Here is a 20,831-nt window from a genome sequence, read left to right on the forward strand (position 1 = left end):
CGCGGTCAGGGCTTCGCGTCCGCGGGCGGGGCCGGGATGGCTGGGGTCGGGGCGGCGCCGGCAGGCTGCGCGGGCGCGGGCAATTCGCCCATCACCGCGGGCGGCTGGCCGGTCATCATGCGCAGGATCACGATCAGTTCCTCGCGCAGATCGCCCCGGCGCGTTACACGGTCGAGCATGCCGTGCTCCAGCAGATACTCGGCGCGCTGAAAGCCCTCGGGCAGCTTTTCACGGATGGTCTGTTCGATGACGCGCGGCCCGGCAAAGCAGATCAGCGCGTTGGGTTCGGCGATCTGCACATCGCCCAGCATCGCGTAGGAGGCCGTGACCCCGCCGGTCGTCGGATGGGTCAGCACGACAATATAGGGCAGCCCGGCCTCCTTCAGCATCTCCACCGCAACGGTGGTGCGCGGCATCTGCATCAGCGACAGGATGCCTTCCTGCATCCGCGCCCCGCCGGCGGCCGAGAACAGCACCAGCGGGCGCTTGGTCTTCACGGCGCGTTCGGCGGCGGCCACGATGGCGTTGCCGACATACATCCCCATCGACCCGGCCATGAACGAGAAATCCTGCGCGGCGGCGACGATCGGGGTGCGCCCCATCTCGCCCTCGGCGACCAGCATCGCCTCTTTCTCGCCGGTGGATTTCTGCGCCGCTTTCATCCGCTCTGGATATTTCTTCTGGTCGCGGAATTGCAGAGGATCGGCGATCGGCTCCGGCACCGCCACCTCGCGGAAGATCCCGCCGTCAAACAGCGCCGCGAAACGCTCGCGCGGGGTGATCGGCAGGTGGTGGTCGCAGTTGGTGCAGACCTGCAGGTTTTCGGACAACTCGCGATGGAACAGCATGGTGCCGCATTCGGGGCATTTGGTCCACAGATTCTCGGGCACTTCCCGCCGCGAAAACAGCGAGTTGAGGCGCGGGCGGACATAGTTCGTGATCCAGTTCATCTGCGACTGCTCCAGGCCGGGGTCGGGGCAGAGATAGGCCGAGCGGCATCGAATTGCAATTGCACCTTGGCCGGTGTCGCGGTTTGATGGGCCGCTATGTGGACCCCGTTGCTCGTGACCGCCCATTACTTGCTTGCGCTGCTGTTCGTGCTGCGCGTGCTGACCCGCCCGCGCATGGAGCCCTCGGTCAGGCTGGCCTGGGTGATGGTGATCGAGGCAGTGCCGGTGGCGGGGATGCTGGGCTATCTGATGTTCGGAGAGGTGCGCATCGCGCAGGCCGAACGGCAGCGCAGCGCCGATATCCGCGCCAGGCTGAGCGGGATCTGGGCACCAAGCCCCGATGCGGTCGAGCAGCCTGCGGACTGGGCACGGGGGATCTTCGACAGCGTGCAGGCGGTGGGCGGCATGGTGCCTGTGGCGGGCAACCGCGTGACCCTTGCCGCCGAGACGAATGACGGGATCGAACCGATGCTCGCGCGGATCGACGAGGCCGCGCATCACGTCCATGTGCTGTTCTATATCTGGCTCGACGATCACAGCGGCAACCGCATCGCCGACGCGCTGATCCGCGCAGCCGCGCGCGGTGTCGAGGTGCGCGCGATCGTCGATGCGGTCGGCTCACGCGCGCTTGTGGGATCGGCCATGTGGCGGCGGATGGCGGAGGCCGGGGTCAGCCTGGTGGCGGCCATGCCGCCGGGGATCTCGCCGCTGCGGGCGCTCAGCCGGCGGCTCGATCTGCGCAATCACCGCAAGATCGTGCTGATCGACAACCGCACGGGCTTCACCGGCAGCCGCAATGCGGCGGACATGGAATTCGCCGTCAAGCCGCGCTTTGCGCCCTGGGTGGATGTGTGGTTTGCCATTGAAGGCCCGGCAGTCAGGCAGATGCAGGGCGTGTTCCTGTCCGACTGGATGAGCTATACCGGAAAGGATCTGGGCGACGAGTTGCTGAATACCGTTCCGGCCGTGGCCAGCCCCGGCGTGATCGCGCAGGTGCTCGCCACCGGGCCGGACCGGCGGGCGGGCAGCGTGTCGGATTGCATCATGGCGCTTTTGGCTGCGGCACGCGACCGGGTGACGATCACCACACCCTATTACGTGCCAACCACCGGGCTGGATGCGGCCATCCAGGCCTGCGCGCGGCGCGGGGTGCAGGTGACGCTGATCCTGCCCGAGCGCAATGATTCGCTGTTCGTGGGCGCGACATCCGAAGGATTCTATCACGGTTTGCTGCGCGCCGGTGTCCGGCTGATGCTGTTCCAGCCCGGCCTGCTGCATGCGAAGCTCGCCTCAGTCGATGGGCGCATCGCCATGCTGGGCAGCGGCAATCTGGACCGGCGCAGCTTCGAGTTGAATTACGAGATGAACCTCATCGTCGCCGGTTCGGACGTCACCGCAGAGATCGATGACCGCCAGGACAGCTACATGGCGCGTGCGCGCGAACTCTCTCTGGCGGAGGTCGAGGCCTGGCCCGCATGGCGGCGGATCAGGAACAACACGCTGGCCCTGGCCACGCCCTTGCTGTGACCGACGCGGATCTGCGTCAGGCCGCGCGAGGCCTGGCCTATTTCGGACTGCCGTAAATCGCCACCCAGTAGGACGCCTTGCCATCTTCGGCCACGGCGCGGCCGATCCCGTAATCCTGCAACCCGCCGATCATGATGTTGGCGCGGTGGCCGGGAGAGCGCGTCCATTCCTTCTGCACGCGCCCCACGTCGAAATGGCCCGCCGCGATGTTTTCGGCGGTGATCCGCGGCGCGTATCCCGCCTTCTTGACCCGTGCCGACGGGCCGGTGCCGCCGCGACCTCTATGCGTCATCATGCCGTTGCGCGCCATCTCGCAGGCATGCGCTTCTGCCGCGCGCTGCAGGCGGGGGTTGGTGCGCAGGGGGGCCAGGCCGCGGCTCTGGCGCGCGGCATTCGTGGCAGCCAGAGCGATGGCCGCGTCTGCCGCCGTTGTGCGATGGCATTGCGCGGTGCCGGGGGCGGACACCTGAATATCGCGCGGCTCCTTCATGTAGACGATGCCCGAGGGAAGGCGCGGCGATGTCGTCGAGGCGCGAGTGGTCAGGTCGGGTGTGTCACCGTGGTCACCGGCCCCGCATCCTGCAAGGCTCAGCCCACCGCCCAGAAAAATCGCCATGGCGAAATGCCGCATTCTCCAATCTCCCGTATCAAACATGCGCCAGGGTTGCGGGGCGCGCTGATCTGAAATCGTTTTATCGGTAATCGTCCAGAGGTTGAGCAACTATAACGTGTATTGTCGGATATGTCTTGCTTCTTTATTCGGGGGGTTCAGGAACCCTCGCCGATCAGGAGCACACATGGCCGTTCACCCGACCCGATGGCTGCGCCGCAAGCTCCGGGAACGCGGTCAGTCGCAATGGCCCGGCCTGTGCGACGCGGTGCCGGGAATGAGCCCGGCGCGGCTGAGCTATTTGCGGGCCGAGGCGCAGGCGATGCGCGCCAGTCTCGACCGTTTCCTGATGGTGTCGGACAACCGGATGGAGCAGACGCGCCGCGACAAGCATCTCGTGAACCTGCCTGGCGGTTCGGACTGGTGCTGGCAGCCGGAGCTTCTGACCAGCCGGCTGACGCCGAGCGGCGTGGCGGGTCCGGCACCCGGCACGAAGCTCAACCCCCATGCCACGGTCTGGCATGATTGCGGCGCCCGCTCGCTGGTGCTGCGGCAGGTGAATAATGGCGATTCCTCGGTGATGCCGCGCTTCTGCATCGTCGTCGAGGCGCTCGGCTTCACCGGCAGTTTCCTGTCGCTGTCGATCGATCTGCCCAAAGAGGCCCTGGACGGGCTGACCCGCGACCACGTCATCCGCATGGAAAGCGCGATCGAGACGGAGCGGCCGGTGCAGATCTATGGCCGCCTGAATATCGGCAATGGCCCCAATACCGAGGAGATGCTCCGCCATCTGGGCGATATGGCCTGCGACGAGACGAATAACGGCGTCACCGAATTCGATCTGGCCATGACCGGGATGAACGAGAAGCGTCTCGACAAGATCTGGCTCGACCTGATCATCGAGAGGCCGGTGATGAATGCCGTGGTGATCCGGGATCTGATCCTGTCGCGCCACCCCCGCGCCAATTTGTAATGATTTATTATCTCGCGTCCGGTTAGGTTGCGCGGATAGGATGACGCACGGTCACATATGCGGGATATGCCATGAGTGATTTTGAGACGCTCGGCCTGAAATCCGGTCGCTGGACGGGGTTGCTGCGCCGCGAGACGGGTCCGAACCGGGTGGTGCTGGCCCAGGCCGGTCGGATCATTGCCGATGCGGAGGTGACGGAGGATGCACCCGGCCTATGGCGGATCGAGGCCACATTGCCGGTCAGCAGCCTGTCCGATGGCATGCAGACCTTTTCTCTGCTGGGCAATGCAGGCGACGGGAAGATCCCGCATCCGGACTGCGAGCTTCTGGCGGAGATCTCGGTCACCTCCGGTCAGGCAGCCGAGATCGATCTGCACGCGGAACTGGCCCTGATCCGCGCGGAGCTGGACATGCTGAAGAAAGAGTTCCGGCGGATCTCGGCGCCCTGACGCGGACCCGATCAGCGGGTGAAGTAGCTGTAGCCGCCTGCGACCTCAAACCCCATCCGGTCATAGAGCGCGATCGCGGCGCTGTTTTGCCGCGTCACGGCCAGCATCATGGATGTGCAGCCCTGATCCAGTGCCCATTGCGCCGCGCGCCGGACCATCCATCCCGCCAGCCCCTGCCGACGCAGCGCGGGCAGGGTTTCGAGTGCGTGCAGCACCGCGTAATCGCCGCAGGCTGCGACGAAGCCCACGCCGCCGGCCCGGTCGTCTGTCCGGCCGAGCAGCGCGGCCTTGGGCAGACGGACCCGCGCCATCACCGCCTGCCGGGCGGCGCCGATCCCGCATTCCACCCACAACTCGCGCTGGATTGCCAGCGGGGGCCAGATGGCGAAGCTGGTCACGGGTGGGATGGCGCGGTCGGTCAGCCTTTCAAGCGGCGCGGTCATCATCTGGGTCGGGGTGATCTCTTGCCAACCCGCGGCTGACAGCGTGCGGGCAAGGGGATCGCCATCCAGCACGCGGAAGGCGGGTGGCTGGTCCCAGCCCGTCTGGATTCGCACCGCTGCGTCAATGTCGTCCTGCGTCCAGCCGTCGCTCAGGGCTCGGGCGGAACTGACCCGCATCCCGCCGCCGAGCCCGCGCCCGACGCGGAACGGCCCCGCCTGCGCGTATTCCGCGGCGGGCCAGCTCGCCTCGAACGCGTCGTGCAGGGCGTCGTCCTGGATCACGCACCGATCCGCTGCTTGAGTTCCGCCATCGCCGCCGCGACCCGTGCACCGTCAAGGCCGCGAATGACCAGCATCGTGCCGTAGCTGCCGTCGCGATGCCAGGGATAGGAGCCGAGCGAGAGATCGGCATAGCTGTCCGCCACCGCCTTCAGGTCATCGGCCACATCCGATTCGCCGCGGTCGAGATCCAACGATTCGCTGAACGGCGCCCGCCCGACCGGCAGGGTCGGCAGCACCGCATCCACCATCGCACGGAAGACCTCGGGCACGCCGGCCATCACATAGGTCTGGCCGATATGGAAACCGGGCGCGGCGCTGAACTTGTTCGGGATCAGCTCTGCGCCGAGCGGAATGCGGGCCATGCGCAGCCGGTTGCCCGTCACCGCCACACCGCGCTGCTCCCACCGCGCGCGCATCGCCGCCAGGGCTTCGTCGTTCATCTCGATCCCGACGCCAAAAGCTTCGGCCACCGCGTCGGCGGTGACGTCGTCATGGGTCGGGCCGATCCCGCCGGAGGTGAACAGCAGGTCGTATCGCCCGCCCACAGAGCTGTCGAGCGCGTGGATCGCTTCGATGATGAGCGGCTTTTCATCCGCCACGACGCGGATTTCCTTCAGGTCGATCCCGACCGCGTTCAGCACCCCGGCCAGGTGATGGGCGTTGCCCTCGCGCGTGCGGCCGGACAGGATTTCGTCGCCGATGACCAGAATGGCGGCCGTCTTGTTGTCGGATTGCATGAAAAACCTCCGTTGCCGCGCAAATCTTACGCGCGCGGCGGGGGTGGAACAAGCAGCGTGGCAAGGTTATGTGCAGGGCAACAAGAGGTTTGCCCATGAATGACGGTTCCGTGACGCGCGAAGGCATCCGCATCCACCAGCCCGGCGATTTTGCCGGGATGCACAAGGCGGGTGCGCTCGCGGCAGAAATCCTGGACGAGGTCGGCCCGCTGGTTCAGCCGGGCGCGACGACGGGCGAACTCGACGATTTCATCCGGGGCCGGATCGAACAGGCCGGTGCGGTCTCTGCGACGATCGGTTATCGCGGCTATCAGCATGCCAGTTGCATCAGCGTGAACCATGTCGTCTGCCACGGCATCCCCGGCGAGAAGCGGCTGCGCGACGGCGACATCCTGAACATCGACGTGACGGTGATCGTGGATGGCTGGTTCGGTGACACGTCGCGCATGTATGTCGCCGGCCGCCCGTCGGTGAAGGCGAAGCGGCTGATGCAGGTCACCCATGACGCGCTGATGCGCGGCATCGACGCGGTGCGTCCCGGTGCGACCTTCGGCGATATTGGCTGGGCGATCCAGGAATATGCCGAGGGGCACCGTATGTCGGTCGTGCGCGATTTCTGCGGTCACGGGCTGGGCCGCGTCTTTCACGCGCCGCCCAACGTGCTGCATTTCGGCCGGCCCGGCAAAGGCCCGGTGCTGGAAGAAGGCATGTTCTTCACCATCGAGCCGATGATCAATCTCGGCCGGCCGGAGACCAAGGTGCTGGCCGATGACTGGACAGCGGTGACCCGCGACAAGTCGCTGTCGGCCCAGTTCGAACACTCGATCGGCGTCACTGCGGATGGCGCAGAGATCTTCACCCTGTCCCCGTCGGGCCGGTTCCTGCCCGATCTGGACTGACGCCGGGCGCGCGATCCTGAACAGGGCGACGATTTTGCCCACCGCGTTTAGCTCAAATCCGACGGGCTTGCCGTTTGCGGCGAATCAGCAGCCGCGCTAGTCAGGGACAAGGCCAGAAGGCCGGAGCTGATCCGAACGCGCGGTGGTTGAGGGGCGCGTGGGGGAAGGGGCTCCGGCCCCGCGCCGGAGCCCCTGTCGCTGCTGCGGACAAGTCCCTGATCTGAAAGACCTGTCGTGGCTTGGCCTGTATCGCTGCCCGGTAAATTCCCGGCAGGCCGCAGGCGGGACTTGACCTGCGCAAGACTTGGGCAGAGAAGCCCGCAAATGAAGCTGTCCGATTTCGATTTCGACCTGCCCGAGGGGCTGATTGCCACGCGCCCGGCGCGGCCGCGCAGTTCCGCGCGCCTGCTGCTCGCGGATGGCGATATGCTGGCCGATCGCAGCGTCTCCGACCTGCCCAACATCCTGCAACCGGGCGATCTTCTGGTGCTGAACGACACCAAGGTCATTCCGGCCCGTCTGTCCGGGCGCCGGACGCGGATCTCGGCCCAGGGCGCAGTCACGGCCAGGGTCGAGATCACCCTGCTGGAGCCGACGGCAGAGGGGTGGCGGGCGCTCGCCCGACCTCTGCGCAAGCTCAAGCCCGGCGAGATCGTCCAGTTCGGAGAGGCCCTGTCGGCCGAGATCCTGTCGATCAGCCAGACGGAGCTGCTGCTGCGCTTTGACGCGGAGGGCGACGCGCTCGATTCCGCGCTCGATCAGGTCGGGGCCATGCCGCTGCCGCCCTATATCGCCGCGCAACGGGCGCCGGACGAGGACGACCGCACCGATTACCAGACGGTCTGGGCGCGCCGGAAGGGTGCCGTCGCCGCGCCGACGGCAAGCCTGCATTTCGATGACGAACTGCTCGCTGCGCTGCGCGCGCGGGGCGTGGAGTTTGCTTATGTCACGCTGCATGTCGGCGCGGGCACCTTCCTGCCTGTGAAGGTCGAAGATGTGGCCACGCACCGGATGCATGCCGAGCGGGGCGAGGTGACCGCCGCCGCCGCCGCGCAGATCAACCGGACCCGCGCGGCAGGCGGTCGGGTGATCCCCGTCGGCACGACGGCCTTGCGCCTGATCGAATCGGCAGCGGACGAGGACGGCACCCTGCGTGCCTTCGACGCAGACACCGACATCTTTATCTATCCCGGCTATCGGTTCCGCGTCACCGACGCGCTGATGACCAATTTCCACCTGCCGAAATCGACCCTGCTGATGCTGGTCTCCGCGCTGATGGGGAAGGAGCGGATACGAAGAATTTACCGTCACGCCGTAGACAACCGCTACCGATTCTTCTCCTACGGGGATGCGTCGCTCCTGATCCCGCCGAGGCCCGAATGATCACCGTCCTGCGCTCGACCTGGCCGCTTCTGCTCGGGGTGATGCTGCTGCTTGTCGGCAACGGCATGCAGGGCACGTTGCTGGGGATCCGCGGCGGCATCGAACATATGTCGACCGACCGGCTGGCCGTGGTCATGGCGGCCTATTTCGGCGGTTTCCTGATCGGCAGCCTGACCGTGCCCGACATGATCAAGCGGGTCGGCCATGTCCGGGTCTTCGCCGCGCTCGGCTCGCTGATTTCGGCGGTGCTGATCCTCTATGCCGCCTATCCGAACTGGATCGCATGGGCCTTCCTGCGGCTGCTGATCGGATTCTCCTTCTCGGGCGTCTATATCACCGCCGAAAGCTGGCTGAACGCCTCGACCGGAAACGAGAGCCGGGGCCAGGCCATGTCGCTCTACATGATCGTGCAGATGATCGGTGTGGTCTGCGCGCAGGTGCTTCTGAATTTCGGCGATCCGGGCGGCTACATGCTGTTCATCCTGCCGTCGGTTCTCGTTTCGCTGGCCTTCACCCCGATCCTGCTGTCGGTCCAGCCGGCGCCGGCCTTCGGCGCGCTGAAGCGGATGAGTTTCGGGCGGCTCTACTCCGTGTCGCCGCTGGGTTGCATCGGCATCTTCATCATGGGCAGCGTATTCTCGGCATTGCTGGGCATGACCGCGGTCTGGGGCACGATCGAGGGGCTGTCGGTCCGCGATATTTCCGCCGTTGTCGCGGCCATCTATCTGGGCGGGCTGATCGCGCAATTCCCCATTGGCTGGCTCTCGGATCGCATGGACCGTCGCCTGCTGGTGCTCGAATTGCTGATCGCGGGCGTGCTGTCAGTTTCGATGGTGCTGGCCTTCGATTTCGGCGTCTGGGGGCTGATCGTGTCCGCCGCGATTGCGGGGGCGGTGTCCAACCCGGTCTATGCGCTGTTGCTGGCCCATACGAATGACCATCTGGAAGCGGACGACATGGCCGCCGCCTCGGCCGGGCTGATGTTCCTCAACGGGCTGGGGGCGGTGGGCGGCCCGCTGATCGTGGGGCGCCTGATGGCGGTGATCGGCCCGGATGGCTACTGGATCTATATCGGCCTGCTGATGTCGATTCTCGCCGGATATACCGGATGGCGCATGATGCGCCGCGATTCGAGCACGGCCAGCGAGACCGGCGGTTTTGCCGTCATCACACCGTCGGCCAGCCCGGTCGCCGTCGAATATTCTTTCGACGCCGCGCCAGAGGGCGAGGATCCGCCGGAGGCGGAACTGCCCATCGATGTCACCACGGCGGCATTCGGCCCCATGGGCGAGGCGGAGGAGGGCGACGACACCACTGTCGCGCCAGAGGATTACGGCAGCACCTATGCCGCGCTGTCCGAGGATGGCGACGGGCCGGATGGGGATGACGCATCGGCGTCGGCCGATCCCGCCGGGGGCGGCGACGATCTTTCGGTTCCCGATCGTACCGACTCCGCGGAGGATCCCAACCCGCAGGCGTGATCGCGCCCCGCCCGGAAATCCCGCTTGCGGCTGCCGCGCGGCGCTGCAACCATGGCCGGGACATGGAGGGATTGCGATGACGGCTGACGACGTGCTCACCTTCTGGCTGGACGAGATCGGCGAAAAGGGCTGGTACGATGCCTCCGACCGGATCGACGCCGCCTGCCGGGACCGCTTTCGCCCGGCCTGGGACGAGGCGGAGAGATTATCTGCCGAATGGTCGGGCACCGCGAAGGGCGCGCTCGCGGCGCTGATCCTGACCGACCAGTTCCCGCGCAACATGTTCCGCAACGACGCACGCAGCTTCGCCACCGACAAGCTGGCCAGGCGCACCGCCGCGAAAGCCATCGAAGCGGGTTTCGACATGGAGACCGACGAACCGGCACGGCAGTTCTTCTACATGCCTTTCATGCATTCCGAGGAGATGGGCGATCAGAACCACGCCGTCGCGCTGTTCGAGGAGCGGATGCCGGGCGACAATCTGCGCCACGCCAGGCTGCATCGCGACGTGATCCGCCGCTTCGGCCGCTTCCCCTGGCGGAATGAAGTGCTGGGACGGGAAACGACGCCTCAGGAACGCGCGTTCCTGGAACAGGGCGGATATGGCGCGATGGTGCAGGGCAGGCTGTCGCTTGCTGACCCCGAGTAATTGGTTTAACGCTGAACTATCTTTTTCCGAGGAGTTTCGCATGGCGCAGAATTTCGATGTGATCGTGATCGGGGCCGGCCCCGGCGGCTATGTCGCCGCCATTCGCGCAGCCCAGCTTGGCCTGAAGGTCGCATGTGTGGAACGCGAACATCTGGGCGGAATCTGCCTGAACTGGGGCTGCATCCCGACCAAGGCGCTGCTGCGCTCTGCCGAGGTCTATCACCTGATGGAGCGGGCCAAGGATTTCGGCCTCTCCGCAGAGAAATTCGACTACGATCTGGACAAGGTCGTGGCACGGTCGCGCGGCGTGGCGAAGCAGCTTACCAGCGGCGTCGGCCATTTGCTGAAAAAGAACAAGGTCACCGTGATCATGGGCACGGCGACGATCCCGGCGCCGGGGAAAGTCAGCGTCAAGACTGAGAAGGGCAGCGAGGAGTTGACCGCAAAGAACATCATTCTCGCCACCGGCGCCCGCGCCCGCGAATTGCCGGGGCTGGAGCCGGACGGCAAGCGCGTCTGGAATTACAAGCACGCCCTCAAACCGCCCCACATGCCGAAGAAACTTCTGGTCATCGGGTCGGGTGCCATCGGCATCGAATTCGCCAGCTTCTTCAACACGCTCGGCGCCGAGACCACGGTGGTCGAGGTGATGGACCGAGTCCTGCCGGTCGAGGATGCGGAAATCAGCGTCCTCGCCAAGAAGCAGTTCGAGAAACAGGGCATGAAGATCATGGAAAAGGCGACGGTGAAGTCGCTGGAACGCGGGGCCGACAAGGTCACCGCCTCGATCGAGACCGGCGGCAAAACCGAGAAGTTGGAGTTTGACACGGTGATTTCCGCCGTGGGCATCGTCGGCAATGTCGAGGATCTCGGGCTGGAAAAACTGGGCGTGAAAATCGACCGCACCCATGTCGTGACCGATGAATATTGCCGCACCGGCGTGGACGGGCTTTACGCCATCGGTGACGTGGCCGGCGCGCCCTGGCTCGCCCATAAGGCCAGCCATGAAGGCACGATGGTGGCCGAACTGATCGCCGGTCAGAATGCCCATCCGATCAAGCCGAACTCCATCCCCGGCTGCACCTATTGCAACCCGCAAGTGGCCTCGGTCGGGCTGACCGAGGCGAAGGCGAAGGAGGCCGGCTACAAGGTCAAGGTCGGCAAGTTCCCCTTCATCGGCAATGGCAAGGCCATCGCGCTCGGCGAGCCGGAGGGGATGATCAAGACCGTGTTCGATGCCAAGACCGGAGAGCTTCTGGGTGCTCATATGGTCGGCGCCGAGGTGACCGAGCTGATCCAGGGCTATGTCGTCGGCAAGACGCTGGAAACCACCGAGGCCGAGCTGATGGAATCCGTCTTCCCGCACCCGACCCTGTCCGAGATGATGCACGAATCGGTGCTGTCGGCTTACGGTCGCGCCATCCATTTCTGAGGCGCTTCTTCTTCACGCCAATACCCCGGGGTGAGCCGCGAAAGCGGCGAGGGGCAGCGCCCCTCACCCGGAACCGCTCATCCGACGGGCCGGCTCAATAGCTAGCGCCGTCCATCAGCTTGGGCGACAGGCTGCGCGCATCCACCCCGTCAAGGCAGTTCACATTGATGGCATAGATTGTCTGCCCGTCCTTCTCGCCCACCGCATAGGGTTCGATTCCGCAGGTCGGGCAGAAGCGATGCGAAATCGCGTGCTGATTGAACAGATATTCGGTCGTCGGCCCGTCCTTGGTGAAACGGACCAGCTCCGCCGGGACAAAGCTCAGCACCCAGCCGAGCCGACGGCAGCGCGAGCAATTGCACGCATTCACCTGATCCAAATCGGCATCCAGCTCGAACGCGATGGCACCGCATTGGCAGCTTCCGCTGTAATGTTGAACCGCCATTCCACTCCTCCATGTGTTCTGTTAATGTTCTAGCAACTTGTGCTTTCCGACTCCATGATTATCTGATGGCGCGGTGGCCGAAGCGGCGGGACAGATCCATGGAACAGAAGTTCATCGAAATTCGCGGCGCGCGCGAGCACAACCTTAAAGACGTGGATATGGATATTCCGCGCGACCAGCTCGTGGTGATCACCGGGCTGTCGGGGTCGGGGAAGTCCTCGCTGGCCTTCGATACGATATATGCAGAGGGGCAGCGGCGCTATGTCGAAAGCCTGTCGGCCTATGCGCGGCAGTTCCTCGACATGGCGGGCAAGCCGGATGTGGACCATATCAGCGGCCTCAGCCCGGCGATCAGTATCGAGCAGAAGACCACGTCGAAAAACCCCCGCTCGACCGTCGGCACCGTCACCGAAATCTACGACTATCTCCGCCTGCTCTTCGCCCGTGTCGGCACCCCCTACAGCCCGGCGACCGGCCTGCCCATCGAGGCGCAGCAGGTGCAGGATATGGTTGACCGCATCATGGCGATGGCGGAGGGGACGCGCGGCTATCTGCTGGCCCCCATCGTCCGCGACCGGAAGGGGGAATATAAGAAGGAGTTTCTGGAGCTTCGCAAACAGGGGTTTCAGCGCGTCAAGGTCGATGGCGATTTCTACGAAATCGACACCCCGCCGGAGCTCGACAAGAAATACCGCCATAATATCGACGTGGTGGTCGACCGGCTGGTTGTGCGCGAGGGGATGGAGACCCGGCTGGCCGATTCGCTGCGCACCGCGCTCGATCTGGCCAGCGGCATTGCCATCCTGGAAACGGCCCCGGGTGGGTCCGGGGGCGAAGATAACGCGGGCGAACCGGAGCGTATCACCTTCAGCGAAAACTTCGCCTGCCCGGTCAGCGGCTTCACCCTGCCGGAGATCGAGCCGCGACTGTTTTCCTTCAACGCGCCGATGGGCGCTTGCCCCGAATGCGATGGTCTGGGGGTGGAGCTGTTCTTTGACGAACATCTCGTCGTGCCGGATCAGGCATTGTCTGTCGCGGGCGGAGCGATCGCGCCCTGGGCCAAGTCGAAATCCGCCTATCTGACACAAACGATCAACGCGCTCGCCCGACATTACGGCTTTGACAAGAAAACCGCATGGCGCGACCTGCCGGAGAATATCCGCAAGCTGTTCCTCTATGGCTCCGGCAAGGAGGAAATCAAATTCCGCTTTGACGATGCCGGCCGCATCTATGAGGTGACGCGGCAATTCGAGGGCGTCATCCCCAATATGCAGCGCCGCCTGCGCGAGAGCGATTCGAACTGGGTCCGCGAAGAGATGGAGCGGTATCAGAACAACCGCCATTGCGCGGCCTGTCAGGGCTACCGCCTGCGTCCCGAGGCGCTGTCGGTAAAAATCGCCAATCAACATGTCGGGCAGGTGGTGGAGAAATCCATTCGCGAGGCGCTCGACTGGATCACCGATGCGCCGAACCATCTGGGCAAGCAGAAGAATGAAATTGCCACCGCGATCCTCAAGGAGATCCGCGAGAGGCTGGGGTTTTTGGTCAATGTCGGTCTGGATTATCTGACGCTCAGCCGGGCGGCGGGGACGCTGTCGGGCGGGGAAAGCCAGCGGATCCGGCTGGCCAGCCAGATCGGATCGGGGCTGACCGGGGTGCTCTATGTGCTGGATGAGCCCTCTATCGGGCTGCATCAGCGCGACAATGACCGGCTGATCACCACACTGAAAGGGCTGCGTGATCAGGGCAACTCGGTGATCGTGGTCGAGCATGACGAGGACGCGATCCGCAATGCCGATTACGTGTTCGACATGGGTCCGGGCGCGGGTGTGCATGGCGGCGGGGTGGTGGCCAAGGGCACGCCCGATGAAATCGCCGCCGACACGGCCAGCCTGACCGGGCAGTATCTGGCGGGCATCCGTGAGATCGCGGTGCCGCAGGAACGACGCAAGGGGACCGGCAAGTCGGTGACCGTCGTGGGCGCGACCGGCAACAATCTCAAGAACGTCACCGCCGAATTCCCGCTCGGCAAATTCGTTTGCGTCACCGGCGTGTCAGGCGGCGGCAAGTCCACGCTGACGATTGAGACCCTGTTCAAAACCGCCTCGCAGCGGCTGAACGGCGCGCGTCAGGCGCCGGCACCCTGCGAGACGATCAAGGGTCTGGAAAACCTCGACAAGGTCATCGACATCGACCAACGCCCCATTGGCCGCACCCCGCGATCAAACCCGGCCACCTATACCGGCGCTTACGACCATATCCGCGACTGGTTCGCCAATCTGCCGGAATCGAAGGCCCGCGGCTACAAGCCCGGCCGGTTCAGTTTCAACGTCAAGGGCGGGCGCTGCGAGGCCTGTCAGGGCGACGGCGTCATCAAGATCGAGATGCATTTCCTGCCCGATGTCTATGTCGAATGCGAAACCTGCCACGGCAAGCGTTATAACCGCGAAACGCTCGAAGTGCTGTTCAAGGGCAAATCCATTGCCGATGTGCTGGCCATGACCATCGAAGAGGCGCAGGAGTTCTTCAAGGCGGTGCCCTCGATAAGGCGCAAGATGGATGCGCTGATGCAGGTGGGGCTGGGCTATGTGAAGGTCGGCCAGCAGGCCACGACGCTGTCAGGCGGCGAGGCGCAGCGGGTCAAGCTGGCCAAGGAACTCAGCCGCGCCTCTACGGGCAAGACGCTGTATATCCTCGATGAACCGACGACGGGTCTGCATTTCGAGGATGTGCGCAAGCTTCTGGAAGTGCTGCATCACCTGGTCGAGCAGGGCAATACGGTGGTGGTGATCGAACACAACCTCGACGTGATAAAGACCGCCGACTGGATCATCGATATCGGCCCTGAAGGCGGTGATGGCGGCGGCAGGATCACGGCCACCGGCACGCCGGAGGAGGTCGCCGGGGTGGCGGAAAGCCATACCGGGCGCTATCTTGAGCCGATGCTGCCCGCGCCGCCAAAGGCGAAGGCGGTGCGGCAAAAGTGACACGAACGCGGCCCGCGCGGTGCATTTCGTTCAAAACTATGGGAACTTTGCGCTGCTTCGCTTGCTTTCATCCCGATACCGTGGCGTTGTCCATCGCCGGAAGACAAGAACATTTCAGGATCGCCGCGCATGCGATTCTCGACGACATGCCGCTGCCGGTCTGCTCCCGGAGCGTTAAGGAAGGAAGTTAGAATGCGGATCACCCCCGTCGCGATTGCCGTCGCCCTCGGTCTCGCCGCCTGTGCCCCGACCCAGCCGACCCCCACCGCTGCGCCCGAAAAGGTTGTGCCGGCCTATTACGAGGCGCGGACCGATACCGGCCCGAATGGTGAGCCGCTGCCGATCAAGGCGGTGAAGTCGGCCTATCTGAACGAGCGCACCATGCGCACCACCGTGCCCTATAACGGGCCCGAATCTGCGGGAACCATCGTCGTCGATCCCTTTGCGCGACTGCTCTACTACGTGCAGCCGGGTGGCATGGCCGAACGCTATGGGGTCGCTGTCGGCAAGGCGGGCAAGAACTTCTCCGGCAACGGCACCATCGCCCGCAAGCAGGAATGGCCGAGCTGGACGCCCACCGCGAACATGGTCGCAACCCAGCCGGAGCTGTATGGTCCGCTGAAGGGCGGCATGTCCGGCGGGCTGGACAATCCGCTGGGGTCGCGCGCGCTCTATCTCTACCAGAACGGCCGCGACACCTATTACCGCATTCACGGCACGGTCGATCCGTCCTCTATCGGCAAGGCCACCTCGGCGGGCTGTATCCGCATGTTCAACCAGGACATCATGGATCTGTTCAACCGCGTGCCCAACGGCACCACCGTGCATGTGCGCAGCGCGGCGGAAAGCCGGCAATATGAAGGACCGGTCGTCGAATCTCCCGAAGGTTATGCGATTCCGGTGAACCAGACCCCGGCGGTGACGTCGGCCGCTGCCGCCCCGGGCGTCAGCCCCGTCGAAAGTGCCGTGGGCGGCTGATCCAAAGCGCCGTGCAATTGACCGACCCCGGCAGTCCCTGCCGGGGTTTTTTCGTTTGCCGCGGCGGGTTTGCGTGGAACTTTCTTTGATAAACTTTGTCTGTTATCAATATGTAACGATTGCAGAGGTTTGAGATGCCCAATTTTTCCAAGGAAGAGAAACGGATCCTCTCCGGCGATGAGCTTGAACTGGCCACGCAGTCCCGAAAACCGCAGATCGATGCGCTGTCCGATGCGGATCTGTCCGGGCTGATCACACGCCTGCGGAATATCCGCGACCAGATTCGCAGCCAGGCCAACAAGCAGGCACGGGCCAAGGCGGGTGACGGCCCTGCGGTGGCGGGCGAGGATGCCCAGGACATGCGCAAGCGGCAGACCTTCATGGCCGCCGCGCTGCGCCGGGCCAATGCCGAACAGAACAAGCGGCGCAAGCGCGCCGCCGAAATCGCCGGGGCTGCGGCGGACCGGGCCGAGGCGGAGAAGGCGGGGAGGCCCGCGCCTGCTGCCGGGAAACCTGCAGCAGCACAGAAGGCGAAGCGCGTGTCGGCGGCGCGCAGCGGACGCACGACGCGGGGTGGCCGGGGCCAGAACGGCAGCGCGACCGGCGCGCGCCGTGGGCGCGCTGGGTCGGGCGCGGCACCCGCAGCTCGGGCGAAGGCGGCGGGCGGCAAGCAGGCGTCCAGCGTCTCGGTCGCCGACAGCAACGGTGCCGCCAAGAGCAATGCCTCTGGCGGATCGGCCGGCGCGCGGCGCGGGCAGGGTGGCGGTGCGGCCAACAAGATGGCGGCGACGGTCAGGAACCGGGCTGGCCGTGCGGCCGGATCTGCCGCGGCGGATGACAACAAGATCGCGGCACCGGCGGTGGCGGCCAGCCTGGCTTCCGCCGGCGGTCCGCGTCAGCGCAAGGTCGATTCGAAAACCGCGCTCGTCCAGGAAATGACCGAAAAGGCCGCCGAACATTCCGCCAAGGCGGAAAAGGCCGAGGCCAAGGCGAAGAAAGCGGCCAAGCTGGCCGAGAAGCCGGGCGGCAAGAAGAAGCACCGCAAGGCCGCCGAAGAAGCCGAGGAGAAGGCGCAGAAGGCCCGGCGCAAGGCGCGGAAATTCACCCGCCGCGCCCGCAAGGCGGCGGCAGAGCTGGGCTGACGCGCACGCCGCGCCGTAACCCGGATCTCGCGGCGCGGCATCGCCGCTTTCTGTTCCCTTGCCCGGTCCGATTTGGTAACCGGATGGCATGGGTTCAGGCGGGTTTCGGTATATGCAGCGCGTGGTGACGGCGGTTCTGGCGGCTTCGGTTGGCTTAGCCAGCATGACAGTGCCGGTCAGCGCGCGTCCCGCCGTGGATGCCGTCGAAGGCCGCGCGCCCGCGAAGGAAATCGAGGACCGTCGTTGCACCGCCGATGGTGTCTATTGCATCCGCGTGGAGACCTATGTGGCCGATGTCTGCCGCAATATCGAACGCGCGGCGTCGCGCGAAGGGCTGGACAAGAACTTTCTCGCCCGGCTGTTGTGGAAGGAAAGCCGGTTCGAGCCGAGCGCGATCTCTCCGGTCGGGGCCGAAGGGATCGCGCAATTCATGCCCGGCACGGCCGAGATCGTCGGCCTGCATGATCCGTTCAACCCGGCCGAAGCGATCCAGGTTTCGGCCAATTACCTGCGCCGTCTGCGTGACTTTTTCGGGTCCATCGGCCTGGCAGCCGTGGCCTATAATGGCGGTGAGAACCGCGCCGCCCGCTTTCTGAGCGCGGGCGGGACGCTGCCTTACGAGACCCAGGATTATGTCGAGGCGATCACCGGCTTCAACGCCTGGCGCTGGCGCGAGGATCCGCCTGGCCCGGACAAGCTGGATCTTCGGCTGGATGGCGACACGCCGTTTCTGGAGGCCTGCACAAGGCTGGCCGGGAACCGCAAGCTCAAGGAGTTTTCGACCGCAGGGCAGGGCGAGCCGCCATCGCCCTGGGGGGTGATCCTCGCCTCGCATCCGACGCGGAACGGGCTACAGGGGCAGGTCAACCGGCTGAACCGCGCGCTGGGGCCGATCCTGGGCGGCAAGCGAGTCAGCTATGTGCGCCGACCGCTGCGCAAGGGCACGCGGCAGGTCTATACCGCGCAGGTCGGGTGGAACTCTCGGGGTGAAGCCAACCGCTTCTGCCAGAAGGCCAAGGTCGTCGGTCTGCGCTGCATCGTGCTGCGCAACTGAGCGGCGGCCGGCCCGGCGACATAGGGGCGACACGAAAAAACCGGCCCCGAAGGGCCGGCCATCGCGAGCAGCCAGATCGCAGTTACTCCGTCCAGCGGACCTGCGTCAGGTCATTGGCCGGGGTCGGCGCATTCTCCCACAGCCCTTCGATCTTCGCATTGGCCACGCCGGTCTTCGCAAGCTGGAACAGATAGGCATTGGCATAGTCATCCGCGATGATGGTCTGCGCCTGCCGCATCAGATCCGAGCGTTCGGCGGCGTCCGTTGCCGCGTTCAGCGCCTCCATGACGCCGTTCAGCTCGTCATTGTTGTAGTTGAAGTAGTAGTCGGGCCGCGCATAGATGCCGATATCCATCGGTTCGACATGACTGATGATGGTCAGGTCATAATCCTTGCCGTTGAACACCGTCTCCAGCCATTGCGCCCATTCCATGTTGGTCGCCTTGGTCTCGATGCCGACGGCGCGAAGCTGCGCGGCCAGCAACTCGCCCCCGCGCCGTGCATAGGGGGTGGGCGGCAAAGCCAGGCGCAGCGACAGATCTTCCGCCCCCGCCTCGGCCAGCAATTCGCGGGCGCGGTCGGGATCATAGGCGGATTGCTCGGTCAGATCGACGTAATCCGGGTGATGCGGCGCGAAATGGGTGCCGATGGGCGTGCCATAGCCGAACAGCGCGCCGTCGATCAGCTCTTGTCTGTTGATGGCATGCGCGATGGCCTCGCGCACCCTGACGTCATCCAGCGGCGGCACCGCCTTGTTCATGGTCAGGATGGTTTCCCCCTCCGTCGTGCCGACGATCACCTTGAACCGCGGATCGGCCTCAAGCTGGGCCAGGGTTTCGGGGGCGGGGAAGATCGGGAAGGCATCGACATCGCCGGCCATCATCGCGGCGAAGGCCGCGGTCGGATCACCGATGAAGCGGAAGGTCGCCGTGCTGAGCGCCGGCGTGTCGCCCCAGTAGCCGTCGAACGCCTCCAGCGTGATGGAATCGCCCTGCCGCCATTCGCCAAAACGGAACGGTCCGGTTCCGACCGGCCGTGTCGCGGCATCACCCGCCGAGGCCTCGTCCAGCATCACCGCGTCGCCCCAGGCCATCTTGAAGGGGAACATTCCGTCTGCCGCGCTCAGCGTCACGCGTACCGTCGCCGGATCGACGGCCTCCACGGCGGTGATCCCGGCAAACAGCGCCTTCTGTGCATTGGTCGAGTCCTCCGCCCGCGCGCGGTCGAGCGAAAAGACCACATCCTCGGCGGTGAATTCGGCCCCGTCATGGAAGGTCGCTCCGTTACGCAGATGGAACAGATAGGAGGTGCCGTCCTCGCTGACCTCCCAGCTTTCGGCAAGTGCGGGCTGGATCGAGCCGTCCGGCCCGAACCGGGTCAGCCCCTCGAAGACATTGGCATAGACCACCTCGTCGATGGCGGCGGCCGCATTGGCGGTGGGGTCGAGGCTCGGCGGCTCCAGGACCATGCCGAGCGTGATGCTGTCCTGCGCGGCAAGCGCCGGCGTGGTCATCAGCGCAAGCGCGGCGGCGGTGGTTTTCCAGCGATGGAGCATGAGTTTCCCTCGGGTTGAATTCAGCCTATCGGCCGATAATGCGGCGAAACGCCCGGCAATCAAGGGGAATCGCCGCAAGCGCCGGTCTCGGATGCGGCGCGGCAGGGCGCGGACCCCACGCTCATCGGCGTTCGGTGAGTTGCTGGATCGCACCGGCGACGAGCAGCCACAGGCTGGTCAGCACCAGCCCCCAATTCGCCCAGCTTGCCGGGTGGAAATCGACGATGATGGCCCACAGCGCAAAGCCCACCCAGGCGGCGGAAATGGGCAATGACACGGCCCGCCAGCGTTCGGTGCGCACCGGATGGATGAACTTCACATTGGTGAACATGGCCACCGTGAGCACCGCCACGATGATCAGGATCACCCAGAAATTCGGTTTCAGCGCGAACAGCACCAGCACCACCATGTTCCAGCAGGCGGGAAAACCGGCGAATGAGTTGTCCAGCGTCTTCATCCGCGAGTCGGAGAAATACAGGATCGAGCCATAGGTGATGGCGATGATCGCGAACCAGCCGGTCCATCCGGGCAGCAGGTCCGATTCGAACAGAGCGAAGGCCGGGATGAACACATAAGTCAGGAAATCGATGATGAGATCCATCAGCACGCCGTCATAAAGCGGCCAGTTCTCCTTGACCCTGTAGCGCCGCGCCAGCGGCCCGTCGATCCCGTCCACCACAAGTGCCACGATCAGCCACAGGAACATCAGCGACCACCGCTCCTCGACCGCGGCCAGCATGGCCAGCATCGAGAACACGGCACCGCTGGCGGTCAGCAGATGGACGAAAAGCGCTTTCAGACGAAGTTCCATCCGCAGTTTGTCGCATTCGTGACCCATGCGCGCAAGCGGACAGT

The 20,831-nt window shown here is 65.1% G+C and carries 18 protein-coding genes and 1 pseudogene; 12 read left to right on the forward strand and 7 right to left on the reverse strand.

Annotated features, from left to right (window positions below; all coding sequences use genetic code 11):
* Positions 1-5 precede the first annotated feature (5 nt).
* Positions 6-950: an acetyl-CoA carboxylase, carboxyltransferase subunit beta gene (gene accD, locus BLT73_RS12570; protein ID WP_090524299.1), complete on the reverse strand. Its 945-nt coding sequence runs from the start codon at positions 948-950 to the stop codon at positions 6-8.
* Between the two features lie 96 nt (positions 951-1,046).
* Between accD and cls the strand changes: the two genes are divergently transcribed.
* The gene (gene cls, locus BLT73_RS12575; RefSeq protein ID WP_090524301.1) at positions 1,047-2,477 is read left to right on the forward strand and encodes a cardiolipin synthase; all 1,431 of its coding nucleotides are present in this window, start codon (positions 1,047-1,049) and stop codon (positions 2,475-2,477) included.
* A 37-nt stretch (positions 2,478-2,514) separates the two neighbouring features.
* Here the strand turns inward: cls and BLT73_RS12580 are convergent, their stop codons facing one another.
* Positions 2,515-3,108 carry a CAP domain-containing protein gene (locus BLT73_RS12580; protein WP_245727324.1) on the reverse strand — a complete coding sequence of 198 codons (594 nt, stop codon included), beginning with the start codon at positions 3,106-3,108 and terminating at the stop codon, positions 2,515-2,517.
* A 166-nt stretch (positions 3,109-3,274) separates the two neighbouring features.
* Here BLT73_RS12580 and BLT73_RS12585 point away from each other — a divergent pair, with 166 nt between their 5' ends.
* Positions 3,275-4,060 carry a DUF6478 family protein gene (locus tag BLT73_RS12585; protein WP_090524303.1) on the forward strand — a complete coding sequence of 262 codons (786 nt, stop codon included), beginning with the start codon at positions 3,275-3,277 and terminating at the stop codon, positions 4,058-4,060.
* 71 nt (positions 4,061-4,131) lie between these two features.
* Positions 4,132-4,509: a hypothetical protein gene (locus tag BLT73_RS12590; protein ID WP_090524304.1), complete on the forward strand. Its 378-nt coding sequence runs from the start codon at positions 4,132-4,134 to the stop codon at positions 4,507-4,509.
* A gap of 11 nt (positions 4,510-4,520) precedes the next feature.
* On the opposite strand, the gene BLT73_RS12595 is transcribed toward BLT73_RS12590, so the two are convergent.
* On the reverse strand, positions 4,521-5,234 hold the full coding sequence (locus BLT73_RS12595; RefSeq protein ID WP_245727325.1) for a GNAT family N-acetyltransferase: 714 nt from the start codon (positions 5,232-5,234) through the stop codon (positions 4,521-4,523).
* Positions 5,231-5,971 carry a competence/damage-inducible protein A gene (locus BLT73_RS12600; protein ID WP_090524306.1) on the reverse strand — a complete coding sequence of 247 codons (741 nt, stop codon included), beginning with the start codon at positions 5,969-5,971 and terminating at the stop codon, positions 5,231-5,233. The genes BLT73_RS12595 and BLT73_RS12600 overlap by 4 nt, the downstream gene beginning before the upstream one ends.
* Positions 5,972-6,066: 95 nt before the next feature.
* Between BLT73_RS12600 and map the strand changes: the two genes are divergently transcribed.
* The 5 genes and pseudogenes from map to lpdA all read left to right on the forward strand — a co-directional run bounded on the left by map (position 6,067) and on the right by lpdA (position 11,815).
* Positions 6,067-6,870, forward strand: coding sequence for a type I methionyl aminopeptidase (map, locus tag BLT73_RS12605; protein ID WP_176805082.1), 804 nt, complete (start codon positions 6,067-6,069; stop codon positions 6,868-6,870).
* Positions 6,871-7,194: 324 nt separating this feature from the next.
* Complete coding sequence (queA, locus tag BLT73_RS12610; RefSeq protein ID WP_090524309.1) at positions 7,195-8,253, forward strand: tRNA preQ1(34) S-adenosylmethionine ribosyltransferase-isomerase QueA; 1,059 nt, start codon at positions 7,195-7,197, stop codon at positions 8,251-8,253.
* Positions 8,250-9,497 (forward strand): annotated as a pseudogene (locus BLT73_RS12615) (MFS transporter); the annotation flags it as partial. The gene queA and the pseudogene BLT73_RS12615, both read left to right, overlap by 4 nt.
* Positions 9,498-9,810: 313 nt before the next feature.
* Positions 9,811-10,383 carry a DUF924 family protein gene (locus BLT73_RS12620; protein ID WP_090524311.1) on the forward strand — a complete coding sequence of 191 codons (573 nt, stop codon included), beginning with the start codon at positions 9,811-9,813 and terminating at the stop codon, positions 10,381-10,383.
* A gap of 40 nt (positions 10,384-10,423) precedes the next feature.
* Complete coding sequence (lpdA, locus tag BLT73_RS12625) at positions 10,424-11,815, forward strand: dihydrolipoyl dehydrogenase (RefSeq protein ID WP_090524312.1); 1,392 nt, start codon at positions 10,424-10,426, stop codon at positions 11,813-11,815.
* Between the two features lie 94 nt (positions 11,816-11,909).
* Here lpdA and BLT73_RS12630 read toward each other — a convergent pair whose 3' ends face one another.
* A complete protein-coding gene (locus BLT73_RS12630; protein WP_090524314.1) occupies positions 11,910-12,260 on the reverse strand; it encodes a GFA family protein in 351 nt (116 codons plus the stop codon).
* Positions 12,261-12,358: 98 nt separating this feature from the next.
* Between BLT73_RS12630 and uvrA the strand changes: the two genes are divergently transcribed.
* The 4 genes from uvrA (at position 12,359) to BLT73_RS12650 (ending at position 18,421) form a co-directional block, all read left to right on the forward strand.
* Positions 12,359-15,247 carry an excinuclease ABC subunit UvrA gene (uvrA, locus tag BLT73_RS12635; RefSeq protein ID WP_090524529.1) on the forward strand — a complete coding sequence of 963 codons (2,889 nt, stop codon included), beginning with the start codon at positions 12,359-12,361 and terminating at the stop codon, positions 15,245-15,247.
* A 192-nt stretch (positions 15,248-15,439) separates the two neighbouring features.
* Positions 15,440-16,225, forward strand: coding sequence for a L,D-transpeptidase (locus BLT73_RS12640; protein ID WP_090524316.1), 786 nt, complete (start codon positions 15,440-15,442; stop codon positions 16,223-16,225).
* 134 nt (positions 16,226-16,359) lie between these two features.
* Positions 16,360-17,367 carry a hypothetical protein gene (locus tag BLT73_RS12645; protein ID WP_090524318.1) on the forward strand — a complete coding sequence of 336 codons (1,008 nt, stop codon included), beginning with the start codon at positions 16,360-16,362 and terminating at the stop codon, positions 17,365-17,367.
* Between the two features lie 163 nt (positions 17,368-17,530).
* Positions 17,531-18,421, forward strand: a complete 891-nt coding sequence (locus BLT73_RS12650; protein ID WP_245727326.1) for a lytic transglycosylase domain-containing protein — start codon at positions 17,531-17,533, stop codon at positions 18,419-18,421.
* Between the two features lie 82 nt (positions 18,422-18,503).
* Here BLT73_RS12650 and BLT73_RS12655 read toward each other — a convergent pair whose 3' ends face one another.
* Both BLT73_RS12655 and BLT73_RS12660 read right to left on the reverse strand, forming a co-directional pair.
* Positions 18,504-19,976: an ABC transporter substrate-binding protein gene (locus BLT73_RS12655; RefSeq protein WP_090524320.1), complete on the reverse strand. Its 1,473-nt coding sequence runs from the start codon at positions 19,974-19,976 to the stop codon at positions 18,504-18,506.
* Positions 19,977-20,097: 121 nt separating this feature from the next.
* Positions 20,098-20,787 (reverse strand): CDP-alcohol phosphatidyltransferase family protein, encoded by a 690-nt coding sequence (locus BLT73_RS12660; RefSeq protein ID WP_090524533.1) that lies wholly within the window; start codon positions 20,785-20,787, stop codon positions 20,098-20,100.
* Positions 20,788-20,831 lie beyond the last annotated feature (44 nt).

This window comes from Paracoccus isoporae (assembly GCF_900101865.1).
In the GTDB taxonomy this organism is placed as follows: domain Bacteria; phylum Pseudomonadota; class Alphaproteobacteria; order Rhodobacterales; family Rhodobacteraceae; genus Paracoccus; species Paracoccus isoporae.